Consider the following 13,444-nt stretch of genomic DNA (forward strand, 5'->3'; position numbering starts at 1 on the left):
GATGTGTCGAACTTCAATTAAATAGGATACAATCAGATCAATAAAAAGTACATGGAAAATAAAAGTCAATCTTGTGGATTGTTCTAACTTTTCTGGATATTTTTTCTCCAAGGAATGAAGAGCAGCAAGCTTGCGAAGAGATGTTATTATTCAATAACCAAATTCGATAATTTACACAGTATCTAATGATATTTATTGATCATTTAATGGGACATATATCGAATTTTATAATCTAAATTGAATTAATTATGTTATCAATGTAATGCAAATACACGTAAATATTAGTGAGCCTGATATGATTAAAATGTTCTGCTTCAGTAATAGATAAGTTGTTCTGGTCTGTTCTAACATGAAAAAGGCGATTACGATTATCAGTTAAAAAAATATATTCGTCTGAAGCTAAAAAACTATGTATGTTAGCAAATAGTTTCTTTTTCTTCGTGATGATTTCTTGATTATTGCTATTAGAAATTACATTTTTTAAATCATCAAAATAAATATAATCACCACTTGTACTTAATTCATACTGATTTTTTAAAAACCTAGCTAACTTATCATTTACAGAATAAATACGATAAATAGCGTCATTAATTAATGAACTATAGTTCTTTTCAGCTAAATTACCAACAAATACAGAATTTGAAGGTAGGTAATTTAATGCAGAATAATTTAACAAATTATAGATAATAATATTAGCTCTAGAAATTTCATGTAAACGATTAAGAATATCATACATTCTTTGATTATTTTCACTCATCATTTCATTAGGATTTTTAAAAGTAGAATTATTAAATTCTGACACTCGTTCTCCAAATTTTTTAGCTAAAAATGAGATTTTCTCTGGATCAATAAGTTTAGTTTCTTTTGAGGAGATTTCCTTATAATCTAAAAGGGTATAGTCAATCGGAATATCAATATTTAGGTATTCAACATAGGCTAAATCTATCATTTCGTTTAATAGATGATAACCTGAGTCGATTAGCTTTCTAATTATTTGTATTCTTTCTAAAATTCCAATCATTTCAACTCCTTTTTTGTAAGATAGATCATGATCTAAAGATTTTCTTGTATCAGAGAGAGTGAAGGCATCTCCTTTCTCTCTAAAATTATTAATCATTGAGAAAAATTTAGTTTCCTTAAAAGAATCTATCTTTCTTAATTGCTTTAGTAAACTCTCATATTTATTCTGAATCTTGTGAGTTCTAAACTCTATGTTAAAAACTACACTATAAAACACAGTTGTTTTTTCAATCAAACTTATAGATTTTAACACTATATTTCTGAAATAGTACATATATGTGAAATCACTGTAATTGGGCACGATATGCTTCTCAAAGCGATCGAATAGATAATTTAGTTCAACAGTAATTTCTGAGTATAAATGAAAGCACTCTTCAATATAAGAAAATAGAAATACAAATTTTTCTTTTTCTGATTCAAGAAGATTAAGTTGTTCGGTATATATATCGAAGTATTCGTCTAGTAACTCATTGATTTTTTTATTCAAATCAGAAGATTTTAATAATAACTTTTTAGCACTTTCTTTTTCTAGATCAACTTTTATTAAGCATTTTGAACAATATAATTCTCTGTCTGGTATGAAATATGTTTTAGGGAATTTCATTAATTCCTCTGGATTATGGTCAAGCATAATTTGCTCATTTATTGCCTCAGAAATATTTTTGGCAATTCTTTTCTCAAAACCAGTATCTTTCTCAAACTCCTTTTTACAACCTAAACAAATTGTTTTCATTTATTTACCCTCCATATTTAATCGTTGCTCTAATATATATCTGAAAATTTTTAAAAACTCATAATCTAGGCCTTTATCCCCATTTTTAACTATAACTAAAATATTTTCGGTGTAGTAGATACTCTATATTAAGTATCATTAAGCTGTAATAGTCGTTCTAACTATCTTTATTGTTATGTTTTACTGGTCAGAACATTCAACATATGAGGATTGGAAGTAATGTATTAAAAAAACTGTCAGAATTTTAAACTGACAGTTTTTTTGGTAGGGAACCATATCATTTTCAATGAAAATCAAGCATTTCAAAAGTTGAAAAACGTTGATTTGTCGGCATTCCCCATTCATATTATGTTGGCTCTTTATTCCCACTCCACAGTTGCAGGTGGTTTTGAAGTAATATCGTACACGATACGGTTTACATGTGCAACTTCGTTCACGATGCGCACAGAGATTTTTTGTAAAACATCCCAAGGGATACGGGCAAAGTCAGCGGTCATGCCGTCGATAGAAGTCACAGCACGGATACCGACTGTGTAATCGTAGGTACGGCCATCGCCCATAACGCCTACTGAGCGGATGCCAGGTAAGACAGTAAAGTACTGCCAAATGTCACGATCCAAGCCAGCTGCTGCGATTTCTTCACGTAGGATAGCATCTGAATCACGAACGATTTGTAATTTATCTTCTGTAATTTCACCAAGCACACGAATACCTAATCCTGGTCCTGGGAATGGTTGGCGCCAAACGATTGCATCAGGCATGCCAAGTTCAGTTCCTAAGGCACGAACTTCGTCTTTGAATAATGTATTTAAAGGTTCAATTAATTCAAATTGCATGTCTTCAGGAAGACCACCAACGTTGTGATGTGATTTAATTGTTTGCGCAGTTTCTGTACCAGATTCGATGACGTCTGTGTAAAGAGTTCCTTGTGCTAGGAATGAAACGCCTTCTTCCCCAGCAAGTTTAGTTGCTTCGTCATCAAAAACATACACAAATTCGTTACCGATGATTTTACGTTTTTGTTCAGGGTCAGAAACGCCTGCTAATTTACTTAAGAAGCGTTCTTTCGCATCTACTTTAATAATGTTTAAGCCAAATTTACCGCCTAAACTTTCCATTACTTGCTCTGCTTCACCTTTACGTAATAATCCATGGTCAACGAAGATACAAGTTAATTGGTCGCCAATGGCTTTTTGTAAAAGCACGCCGACAACACTTGAGTCAACGCCACCTGATAAACCAAGTAAGACTTTTTTATCGCCTACTTGTTCACGGATTTTAGCGACTTCCATATCGATGAAGTTTTCCATGCTCCAGTCACCAGTACAGCCACACACATCAAAAGCAAAGTGACGTAATAAGTCGTTACCATATTCTGAATGACGAACTTCTGGGTGAAATTGTACGCCGTAGAATTTGCGGTTGGCATCTTCGATAGAAGCGATTGGACAGTCGTTGCTTGTCCCAACTTTTTCGAATCCAGGAGCGATTTCTGTTACTAAATCACCGTGGCTCATCCAAACGGTTTGTTTCGCAGGTGTTCCTTGGAATAATGTCGCATCACCAAGGATTTCTAATTCTGCTTTTCCGTATTCACGGTTTGCGGCAGGTTCTACTTTTCCGCCTAAGTTATGAGTCATTAATTGCATACCGTAGCAGATGCCAAGAATGGGAATTCCTAACTCATAAATTTCTGGATCAATGCTAAAAGCATCTTTGTCATACACGCTGTTTGGTCCACCTGAGAAGATGATTCCTTTAGGCGCGATTTTGCGAATTTCTTCTGCCGTAGTTCGGTGGCTTAATAACTCAGAGAATACGCCAAATTCACGAATACGACGAGTAATCAATTGGTTAAACTGACTACCAAAGTCTAAAACAATAATTTTTTCGACAGATGTCAAATCGGCAACGTTAGTCACGTCTATTACCCCTTATCCATTTAAATTTATCTAAAGAAAAGGCGGTTAAAAAGTGGTCAGCACCAAGAATTAAGAAAGGATTTTCAAAAATTGTTTTACGATTTTTAGAAAATTTTGGCTTAATTCCGCAGGGGCTACTTTTAAACAGCCGAGAATCAGGCGGTTAAAAAGTGGTTCACTTTTGTTCCGTACTCTTCTTTGTCTAGCTATACTTATTAAAACATTTTACTCCTTGAAAGTCATGCATTCTGCTGAAAATTTTCAAGGATATTTCTACAAAAGATACAGGATATTTCTTAGCTCGTCAACCCTTAATATTTACGTAGATAGATTTGGTCAATCAAATGATTTTCCGTTTTATGCAAAATAATGTCCGCACGTCCGCGCGTTGGCAAGATATATTCCTCCAAGTTCGGTAAGTTCACGGTTTTCCAAACATTCCGTGCCATGGCGAAAGCATCTTCTCGTTTGCCAATTGCATATTGGTAATAATAATTATTAGGATCTAAGAAAGCCGTATCTAATAAGGCCCCAAAACGTTCTAGGTACCATTTTTCAATTAAGGCTGGATCGGCATCCACAAAAATAGAAAAATCAAAAAAATCACTCACATAAATTTGTTGATTGGCGGGTAACTGTAATGTGTTAATGCCTTCAACAATCAGAATATCTGGTTGTTGTATCAACTCATATTCGCCTTCGATAACATCGTAGACACTGTGAGAATAGACAGGTGCTTTAATTTCGTCTTTGCCGCTTTTGACTTCGTTTAAGAAATTAATTAGCTTCTCCATGTCATAACTTTCAGGAAACCCTTTTCGGTCCATAATTCCCTGTTCTTCTAACACTTTATTGGGATACAAAAATCCATCCGTTGTAATGAGTTGAACGTTTCTTCGTTTAAACGTTCGGGCCAGAATTCTTTGCAAAAGACGAGCGGTGGTGCTTTTACCAACGGCGACACTGCCGGCAATTCCAATGATGAATGGTGGTACAGAGACATATTCATGTAGGAATAATCCTTTGCTAAGTGTTAGCGATTCAAATTCTTTCATGTACAAATGAATAAGATGCGTTAAGGGTACATAAATTTCTTGTACATCTTTTAGTGAAATTTGGTCGTTCACACTTTTAATGTTATCCAATTCTGCTTCGGTTAACGGTGCTTTGCCGTCATGATAAAACCCATGCCATTCTTCTCTGGAAATTGGGTAGTAATTCATTTTATCGTCCATTGTTCCTCCACCAAACCCTGTTCAATCTTTGTACATTTTACCATAATTTCACAAGGGAAACACAGGATTTTACAAAAGAATTCCCTTCTTCGCCAATTTATGATGAAAATGGTATCATGAAAAGAGAAAACTGTTAGAAAAGAGGGGAAAAGCCATGAGAAAAATTGTATTATTTGGTGATAGCATTACTGCTGGTTATTTAGACGAAGCCGTCTCACCTGTTCTTGTTGACTTAGTGAAACGGGATATTGCTGCGATGGGTCTAGAAGAAGTGGCTGTCATTAATGCTGGAATGCCTGGCGATACAACAGAAGATGGTTTAAAACGATTAAATAAAGAAGTGCTAATTGAGAAACCTGATGAGGTGGTGATTTTCTTTGGCGCCAATGATGCGTCACTGGATCGAAATATAACAGTAGCCACGTTTAGAGAAAACCTTGAAACAATGATTCACGAAATTGGTTCAGAAAAGGTGATTTTAATTACACCACCATATGCGGATAGTGGCAGACGTCCAGAACGTCCACAAACGCGTATCAAGGAATTGGTCAAGGTTGCACAAGAAGTCGGAGCGGCACATAACTTGCCAGTTATTGATTTGTATAAAGCGATGACTGTTTATCCTGGAACGGATGAATTTTTACAAGCGGATGGTTTGCATTTTTCACAAGTGGGCTATGAATTATTAGGTGCCTTGATTGTTCGAGAAATAAAAGGTAGACTAAAACCAAAACAAGCATAGATAGGAAGAACAAAATGGCGAATCATTATTATACAGAAAATCCAGAATTAGCACATGATTTAGAAAGCTGGTCTTTTCCATTACGTGGTCGGACCTTTCAGTTTACGACCGATAGCGGGGTCTTCTCAAGAGGAACAGTGGATTATGGTTCTCGTGTGTTGATTGATGCCTTTGAATGGGAAAATTTACCAGCAGGCCGTTTGTTAGATGTTGGTTGTGGCTATGGACCAATTGGGTTGTCCTTAGCAGCGGCGACTGGTCGACTGGTGGAAATGGTGGATGTCAACCAACGGGCGGTTGGGCTAGCTCAAATGAACGCCCAACGCAACCAAATTACTACTGTGGATATCCATTCTTCCAATGTGTATGAAACCTTAAACGAAACGACCTACGCGGCGATTGTTAGCAATCCGCCCATTCGTGCAGGCAAAAAAGTTGTCCATGACATTTTAACAGGGGCTTTTCCGTTGTTGAAAGTTGGTGGCACACTAACGGTGGTTATTCAAAAGAAACAAGGTGCACCTAGTGCAGAGAAGAAAATGGCTGAAGTATTTGGCAATGTTGAAATCGTGACAAAAGACAAAGGCTATTATATTTTACGAAGTGTTAAAGAAGCAGAGTAAAAAAGAACCTCCACTTTAGTGGAGGTTCTTTTTTAGAATAGATATGCTTGATCAATTTTTTGGTTCAACAGTTTTTTTTCGTCTGGCGATAAAAAAGCACCTGCAAGCGCATTTTTAGTGAGTTGCTTCATTTCGTCATAACTTAATTGATACCAAGTGGCCAATTTCATGAATTCTTTCGTTAACGTAGTATCTGAAACAGTGCGATTATCGGTATTGATGCAGACGGCTAAGCCAGCCTCTATAAATTGTTGAAAAGGGTATTCAGCCAATGTTTTGACGGTGCCTGTTTGGAAGTTGCTAGTTGGACACATTTCTAAAAGAACCTTTTTTTCTTTTAAGAGCGCCAAGTATTCGGGTGTATCTTTCAAAGCAATACCGTGGCCAATCCGAGTAGCACCTAAAGTGACAGCATCAGCGACATTTTTGCCACAGCCGCATTCCCCAGCGTGGAGTGTTAATGGAATTGACAATTGGTTGGCTAAAGCTAATACGTCTTCAAATGTGTATGGAGGGAAATCGACTTCATTGCCAGCTAAATCAAAGCCGACAACGCCTGTCTCTCTGAAATCATGCGCTAAGTGAACGATTTTTTCTATGGCTTGTTGTTGGTCATGCCGCATGCCGCATAACAGTGCATTGCTTTTTACACCAAAATCTTCTTCGCCTTGTTTTAAGCCAGTTAAAACAGCAGTCACGATTTCAGGTAACCGTAAGCCTTTTTCTGTATGTTGGGAAGGCGCAAAACGCACCTCTATGTATGCCACGCCATCTTCGGCAGCTTGGCTAATCACGTCATACGCCGCTGCTTGCAAAGCTTCGGCCGTTTGTAGACAGGTTAGCACGAAGTCGAACCGAGTTAAATAATCATTCAAATCGGTGCATTTTTCAGGGGCAACCACTAACTCTTTCAAGGCTTGTTCGTCTTGGGGTAATGGAATGTTTTGTTTTTCAGCAATGGTGCGTAAAGTGGTTGGTCGAATCGACCCATCTAAGTGACAGTGCAGCTCGATTTTTGGTAATTGACGGACACGGGATTCTTCCATGAAAAAAATAGCCTCCATTTTCTTTTGTTTTTTAATCTTTTTAGTCTATTTCTTTTGTCTTTTTTTTGTTAAAATGTAAAAGATTCGATAAGTATTTTGAAGACTGTAACACGTCTACAAATGTCTGTCAATGCAAAAGGAGACGTTGGGAGGGGCGCGATGAAACTAACGATTAAAGAAATTGCTGATATGGCTGGTGTTTCTGTCACAACCGTCTCACAAATTCTGAATAATAAAGGGAGTCGTTTCAGTGAAAAAACCCGCAACAAGGTGTTGGCGGTAGTCGCTGAAAATCATTACAAACCAGATTACTTTGCTTCGAATGTAATCAACCGTCATTCCAAAACCATTGGTATGATTGTGCCAGATGTGACGGATTTCTTTTTCTCAAAAGTGATTGAAGGTGTAGAAACATATTTAAATTCGTTAGGCTACATGATTTTGTTATGCAATTCAAAGCATAATTCCGAGCAAGCGATGCAATATGTTAGCGAGTTGATTCATCGGTCGGTGGATGGCATTATTTTTGCCACGCCGAATGTTTTGCCAGAAAATCATATTTTAAAAGACCGACGAGAACATCCGATTCCTGTCATTCTTGTCGATCGTGGGATTAATCCACGAGATAGTGGACGATTAATCGTTAAAGAGTACGAAGGTGCTTATCAAGCGGTCCATCATTTGATTCAACAAGGGCATCAGCATATTGGCATGTTGCGTGAAAGTGCCGGCTATTATCGTTTAACGGAACGAGTGACGGCGTATCAGCATGCGTTACAGGACAACAATTTGCCTTTTCGTCCGCATTATGTTTGTGCTGGGGAATTGAACTTGCATGGCGGCTATGCTGCGGCGAAAGAAGTTTTGAAAAATGAAGAAATCACAGCAATTTTTTGTGGCAATGATGAAATGGCGATGGGAGCTTATCAAGCCATTGAAGAAGCGGGCAAGAAAATTCCTGACGATATTTCGGTGGTTGGCTTTGATGGCTTGGAAATTTCCGAATATTTGGTGCCGAGTTTAACAACCGTCTATCAGCCGAGTTTTGATATTGGCTATTATGCAGCAAAATTTTTGGTGGAAGCTATTGCAGATCCAACAGGGAAAGTTCCAAATAAAGTTTTTGATGCGACGTTTATTGCTAGAAAAAGCACAAAACCGATTTAAAAAACAGCTTAGAAATAGAATGTTCGTGTTGTTTGCGTTTTCACAAGAAAAAAATAATAGTAAACTGGTTTACTAAATGGTTTAAAGCTGAACGATTTTGTTGTATAATACATTATCGGGAAATCGGAGGGAACGAATTCATGAGAATGGTAGACATTATTGAAAAGAAACGTGACGGGCATCAACTAACAAGCGAAGAAATTCAATTTATTATCAACGGATACACAGATGGTTCAATTCCAGATTATCAGGTAAGTGCCTTTTTAATGGCTGTTTTTTACCAAGATATGACAGACGAAGAAATTACACAAATGACGTTAGCAATGGTCCATTCAGGCGAAATTGTGGATCTTTCTTCTATAGAAGGAATCAAAGTCGACAAGCATTCTACAGGTGGCGTAGGCGACACTACGACGCTTATTTTAGCGCCATTAGTTGCTAGTGTCGGGGTCAATGTAGCAAAAATGTCTGGTCGTGGCTTAGGCTACACGGGCGGTACGTTGGATAAATTAGAAGCGATTCCTGGTTTTAAAGTTGAATTGACAGAAGAACGTTTTATTCAATTGGTGAACGATACAAAAGTGGCAGTGATTGGTCAGTCAGGTGATCTAGCACCAGCAGACAAAAAACTTTATGCGTTACGTGATGTGACCGCCACTGTTGACTCAATTCCATTAATTGCAAGTTCCATTATGAGTAAAAAAATTGCCGCAGGGGCAGATGCGATTGTCTTAGACGTGACTACTGGTGAAGGGGCCTTTATGAAAGACCTAGCAAGTGCTCGTCGATTAGCGGAAACAATGGTTCGCATTGGGAAACTGGCAAATCGCCAAACGATGGCAGTAATTTCAGACATGTCACAACCTTTAGGGGAGGCTATCGGAAATAGTTTAGAAATCGTTGAAGCAATCGAGACCTTGCAAGGAAATGGGCCAGAAGATTTAGTGGAGATGTGCTATGTCTTAGGAAGTCAGATGGTCGTTTTAGCTAAAAAAGCCGAGACGTTAGACGAAGCACGGGCTTTATTAGAAGAAGCATTAACAAGCGGTCGAGCGCTCGCAAAATTTAAAGAAATGATTGAAAATCAAGGCGGCGACAGTTCCGTTGTTGACCAGCCAGAAAAATTATTAACCGCAACTTATCAATTTGATTTACCTGCCAAAGAAACAGGCGTGGTACAAAAAATCGTTGCCAATGAAATTGGCGTTGCCGCAATGTTGCTGGGCGCTGGTCGGGCTACGAAAGAAGATACGATTGATTTTGCAGTTGGCTTGAAACTTCACAAAAAAGTAGGGAGCCCAGTTGAAAAAGGCGAATCATTATTAACCATTTATGCCAATCGTGAAGACGTGACAGAAGTCGAACAATTGCTTTATAAAAATATTGAAATTGGACCAACCGGCGAAGAGCCTATTTTGATTCACGATATTATTACGGAATAAAACAAAAAGAAAAGAGGAATTCTCATCATGGAATTAAACCGCATGATTGACCACACTATTTTGAAACCAGAAGCGACAGAAGCCGCTGTCCAAAAAATTATTGACGAAGCTAAGGAGTACAACTTTTTCTCTGTATGTATCAATCCTTGTTGGGTCGCTTTTGCTAGCGAGCAATTAGCAGATACCGACGTCGCTGTGTGTACCGTTATTGGCTTTCCTTTGGGGGCAAATACACCAGAAGTTAAAGCATACGAAGCAGCTGATGCAATTAAAAATGGTGCGAATGAAGTGGATATGGTGATTAATATTGGTGCATTAAAATCACAACAATACGATTACGTACGTCAAGACATTAAACGCGTAGTAGATGCAGCCAAAGGAAAAGCGTTAGTCAAAGTGATTATTGAAACAGCATTATTAACAGACGAAGAAAAAGTTAAAGCTTGTGAATTAGCCAAAGAAGCAGGTGCCGATTTCGTTAAAACATCTACTGGCTTCTCAACAGGCGGCGCTAAAGTAGCAGATATTCGTTTAATGCGTGAGACAGTTGGTCCTGACATGGGCGTTAAGGCTTCTGGTGGCGTGCATAATGCAGAAGAAGCGTTAGCAATGATTGAAGCTGGGGCAACACGCATCGGTGCAAGTACGGGTGTAGCAATTGTTTCTGGCGCAACTGGCGAAGGGTATTAATTCGTATTTCAAATTAAACGAAGGTGTGGCGAAAAAGATGACAGTAAAACAAGAATGGCTTGATTGTGCCGTAGAAGCATTGGCACACGCCTATGTACCGTATTCTAACTTTCCTGTGGGCGCTTGCTTAGTGACTACAGACGGGAAAATGTATCAAGGAGTCAACATTGAAAATGCCTCCTTTGGTTTAACAAATTGTGCAGAAAGAACGGCGATTTTTAAAGCCATTTCAGAAGATGAACGGACCTTCCAACATTTAGTTGTAGCAGGTAATACAGAGGCACCCATTTCTCCATGTGGCGCTTGTCGTCAAGTAATGGCTGAATTCTTTGATCCACAAATGCCGGTCACGCTAGTTGGTAAAGATGGCGCGACTAAAACAATGACAGTTGAGGCATTATTGCCCTATTCATTTACAGATAAAGATTTTTAAAAAAAGGACATAAGGTTTCGTTGGGCTCAAAGTAGATTTCAATAGCATAAATGCGAATGAAATAATAGATAAAATAGTAGGGGGCTTTTCGGAAAGTGAAACAAGCAAAATTTTTAGGTCTAGGATTGGCAGCAGTTGCCTTAACCATTGGGTTAGCTGCATGTGGCGGCAATAGCAAAAAGAACGCCAACACAAAAGGTGATCCACAACATAGTGTCGTAATGGTCACAGATACAGCCGGCATTGATGACAAATCTTTTAACCAATCTGCGTGGGAAGGAATGCAAGAGTGGGGCAAAGAGCACAAACTTCCAGAAGGACCTCAAGGGTATGCGTATATTCAATCAAATGAAGCATCTGATTATACATCAAACATTGACCAAGCCATTTCAAGTCAATTTAAAACGATTTTTGGCATTGGCTATTTACTAAAAAATGCAGTAGTAGATGCAGCGGACGCCAACCCAGAAACGAATTTCGTTCTAATCGACGATACAGTTAATGGGAAAAACAACGTCGCTTCTGCAACATTTAGAGATAATGAATCTGCGTATTTAGCAGGTGTGGCAGCAGCTAACACTACGAAAACCAACAAAGTAGGATTTATCGGCGGGGTTGAAGGACCTGTTATTGGCCGCTTCCAAGCTGGTTTTGAAAAAGGTGTAGCAGACGCTGGCAAAAAATTAGGCAAAGATATTCAAATTACGTCTACTTATGCAGGGACATTTGCAGACGCTTCAAAAGGACGGGCCTTAGCTTCTTCTATGTATCAAGCAGGTGCCGACATTATTTATCACGCAGCGGCGACTACAGGACAAGGAATCTTCCAAGAAGCCAAAGCGCTAAATGAAACAGGTTCAAAAGATAAAGTTTGGGTGATTGGTGTTGACCGTGACCAAAACGAAGACGGTAAATATACAACCAAAGATGGCAAGGATGATAACTTAACGTTAGCTTCAACCATTAAAGGTGTAAATATTGCTGTGAAAAAAATCTCTGATCTTGCATTAGAAGATAAATTCCCTGGCGGTGAACATTTAACTTATGGATTGAAAGATGGCGGTGTTGATTTAACAACAGAAGCCTTAAGCAATCAAGCCAAAACGGCAGTTAAAGAAGCCAAAGAACAAATCATCTCTGGTGACGTAAAAGTCCCAGACCAACCTTAGAAACAACTTAGTTGTTTAAATACATTAAACTATTTTTAGGAGGCTTTACAGAAATGAAAAAAGCAAAATTATTCGGTTTTAGTTTGATTGCATTAGGTTTATCAGTTTCACTTGCAGCATGTGGTGGTGGCAAAGGAAAAACCGCTGAAAGCGGCGGTGGCAAAGGGGATGCAGCGCATAGTGCTGTAATCATTACAGATACAGGCGGCGTGGATGACAAGTCGTTCAACCAATCTTCTTGGGAAGGATTGCAAGCTTGGGGTAAAGAACATGATTTACCAGAAGGTTCAAAAGGGTATGCATATATTCAATCGAATGATGCAGCTGACTATACAACAAATATTGACCAAGCGGTATCAAGTAAATTCAACACAATCTTTGGTATTGGCTACTTGCTAAAAGATGCAATTTCTTCTGCAGCAGATGCCAACCCTGATACAAACTTTGTTTTAATCGATGATCAAATCGATGGCAAAAAGAATGTCGTTTCTGCAACATTTAGAGATAATGAAGCAGCTTACTTAGCCGGTGTTGCTGCTGCAAACGAAACAAAAACGAACAAAGTCGGTTTTGTTGGTGGTGAAGAAGGGGTCGTAATTGACCGTTTCCAAGCTGGTTTTGAAAAAGGTGTGGCTGATGCTGCGAAAGAATTAGGTAAAGAAATTACTGTTGATACAAAATATGCGGCTTCATTTGCTGATCCTGCCAAAGGGAAAGCTTTAGCTGCTGCAATGTACCAAAACGGCGTTGATATCATCTTCCATGCTTCTGGTGCGACTGGACAAGGAGTCTTCCAAGAAGCAAAAGACTTGAATGAATCAGGTTCTGGCGACAAAGTTTGGGTAATCGGCGTTGACCGCGATCAAGATGCTGATGGCAAGTACAAAACAAAAGACGGCAAAGAAGACAACTTCACGTTAACTTCAACGCTTAAAGGTGTCGGCACAGCGGTTCAAGATATTGCCAACCGTGCGTTAGAAGACAAATTCCCTGGTGGCGAACATTTAGTTTATGGATTAAAAGATGGTGGCGTTGACTTAACAGACGGCTATTTAAACGACAAAACAAAAGAAGCTGTTAAAACAGCAAAAGATAAAGTAATCTCAGGTGACGTAAAAGTCCCAGAAAAACCAGAATAATTTAAGCTCCTAAATGAAAAAAGAAGGGCTCATTATTGTTCCTTCTAAAAATAAAGTGGTCCTTGGCAGCGACGGCTGCCAAG

12 protein-coding genes are annotated in these 13,444 nt (G+C 38.5%); 8 read left to right on the plus strand and 4 right to left on the minus strand.

What is annotated here, in order from left to right; genetic code table 11:
• Nucleotides 1-232 precede the first annotated feature (232 nt).
• From IGL37_RS00540 to coaA, 3 genes are all read right to left on the minus strand, one after another.
• Nucleotides 233-1,753 (minus strand): hypothetical protein, encoded by a 1,521-nt coding sequence (locus IGL37_RS00540; protein WP_033918145.1) that lies wholly within the window; start codon nt 1,751-1,753, stop codon nt 233-235.
• A gap of 359 nt (nt 1,754-2,112) precedes the next feature.
• Nucleotides 2,113-3,675, minus strand: coding sequence for a glutamine-hydrolyzing GMP synthase (gene guaA, locus IGL37_RS00545; RefSeq protein ID WP_002356158.1), 1,563 nt, complete (start codon nt 3,673-3,675; stop codon nt 2,113-2,115).
• Nucleotides 3,676-3,986: 311 nt separating this feature from the next.
• A complete protein-coding gene (coaA, locus tag IGL37_RS00550) occupies nt 3,987-4,910 on the minus strand; it encodes a type I pantothenate kinase (RefSeq protein ID WP_002356160.1) in 924 nt (307 codons plus the stop codon).
• Nucleotides 4,911-5,064: 154 nt separating this feature from the next.
• Here coaA and IGL37_RS00555 point away from each other — a divergent pair, with 154 nt between their 5' ends.
• On the plus strand, nt 5,065-5,652 hold the full coding sequence (locus IGL37_RS00555) for an SGNH/GDSL hydrolase family protein (RefSeq protein WP_002356161.1): 588 nt from the start codon (nt 5,065-5,067) through the stop codon (nt 5,650-5,652).
• Nucleotides 5,653-5,666: 14 nt separating this feature from the next.
• On the plus strand, nt 5,667-6,275 hold the full coding sequence (locus IGL37_RS00560) for a class I SAM-dependent methyltransferase (RefSeq protein ID WP_033918144.1): 609 nt from the start codon (nt 5,667-5,669) through the stop codon (nt 6,273-6,275).
• Nucleotides 6,276-6,307: 32 nt separating this feature from the next.
• On the opposite strand, the gene add is transcribed toward IGL37_RS00560, so the two are convergent.
• Nucleotides 6,308-7,339 (minus strand): adenosine deaminase, encoded by a 1,032-nt coding sequence (add, locus tag IGL37_RS00565; RefSeq protein WP_002356163.1) that lies wholly within the window; start codon nt 7,337-7,339, stop codon nt 6,308-6,310.
• Nucleotides 7,340-7,480: 141 nt separating this feature from the next.
• Between add and IGL37_RS00570 the strand changes: the two genes are divergently transcribed.
• The 6 genes from IGL37_RS00570 to IGL37_RS00595 all read left to right on the plus strand — a co-directional run bounded on the left by IGL37_RS00570 (nt 7,481) and on the right by IGL37_RS00595 (nt 13,361).
• Nucleotides 7,481-8,488 carry a substrate-binding domain-containing protein gene (locus tag IGL37_RS00570; protein WP_033918143.1) on the plus strand — a complete coding sequence of 336 codons (1,008 nt, stop codon included), beginning with the start codon at nt 7,481-7,483 and terminating at the stop codon, nt 8,486-8,488.
• A 140-nt stretch (nt 8,489-8,628) separates the two neighbouring features.
• Nucleotides 8,629-9,930, plus strand: coding sequence for a pyrimidine-nucleoside phosphorylase (locus IGL37_RS00575; protein ID WP_002356165.1), 1,302 nt, complete (start codon nt 8,629-8,631; stop codon nt 9,928-9,930).
• Between the two features lie 27 nt (nt 9,931-9,957).
• Entirely contained in the window at nt 9,958-10,620 is a 663-nt protein-coding gene (gene deoC, locus IGL37_RS00580) for a deoxyribose-phosphate aldolase (RefSeq protein WP_033918142.1), read from the plus strand.
• A complete protein-coding gene (locus tag IGL37_RS00585) occupies nt 10,589-11,053 on the plus strand; it encodes a cytidine deaminase (RefSeq protein WP_002383839.1) in 465 nt (154 codons plus the stop codon). Before deoC ends, IGL37_RS00585 begins: the two co-directional genes overlap by 32 nt.
• Nucleotides 11,054-11,148: 95 nt before the next feature.
• Nucleotides 11,149-12,222, plus strand: coding sequence for a BMP family lipoprotein (locus IGL37_RS00590; RefSeq protein ID WP_033918141.1), 1,074 nt, complete (start codon nt 11,149-11,151; stop codon nt 12,220-12,222).
• A 53-nt stretch (nt 12,223-12,275) separates the two neighbouring features.
• Nucleotides 12,276-13,361 carry a BMP family lipoprotein gene (locus tag IGL37_RS00595; RefSeq protein WP_002356169.1) on the plus strand — a complete coding sequence of 362 codons (1,086 nt, stop codon included), beginning with the start codon at nt 12,276-12,278 and terminating at the stop codon, nt 13,359-13,361.
• Nucleotides 13,362-13,444 lie beyond the last annotated feature (83 nt).

Source organism: Enterococcus sp. AZ119, from assembly GCF_050546175.1.
Lineage (GTDB): Bacteria > Bacillota > Bacilli > Lactobacillales > Enterococcaceae > Enterococcus > Enterococcus faecalis.

Excerpts from the sequence above, each read along its gene's own strand:
- IGL37_RS00540 (WP_033918145.1), bottom strand. The coding sequence starts at position 1,753 with ATGAAAACAATTTGTTTAGGTTGTAAAAAGGAGTTTGAGAAAGATACT.
- coaA (WP_002356160.1), bottom strand. The coding sequence starts at position 4,910 with ATGGACGATAAAATGAATTACTACCCAATTTCCAGAGAAGAATGGCAT.
- IGL37_RS00555 (WP_002356161.1), top strand. The coding sequence starts at position 5,065 with ATGAGAAAAATTGTATTATTTGGTGATAGCATTACTGCTGGTTATTTA.
- IGL37_RS00560 (WP_033918144.1), top strand. The coding sequence starts at position 5,667 with ATGGCGAATCATTATTATACAGAAAATCCAGAATTAGCACATGATTTA.
- add (WP_002356163.1), bottom strand. The coding sequence starts at position 7,339 with ATGGAGGCTATTTTTTTCATGGAAGAATCCCGTGTCCGTCAATTACCA.
- IGL37_RS00570 (WP_033918143.1), top strand. The coding sequence starts at position 7,481 with ATGAAACTAACGATTAAAGAAATTGCTGATATGGCTGGTGTTTCTGTC.
- IGL37_RS00575 (WP_002356165.1), top strand. The coding sequence starts at position 8,629 with ATGAGAATGGTAGACATTATTGAAAAGAAACGTGACGGGCATCAACTA.
- deoC (WP_033918142.1), top strand. The coding sequence starts at position 9,958 with ATGGAATTAAACCGCATGATTGACCACACTATTTTGAAACCAGAAGCG.
- IGL37_RS00595 (WP_002356169.1), top strand. The coding sequence starts at position 12,276 with ATGAAAAAAGCAAAATTATTCGGTTTTAGTTTGATTGCATTAGGTTTA.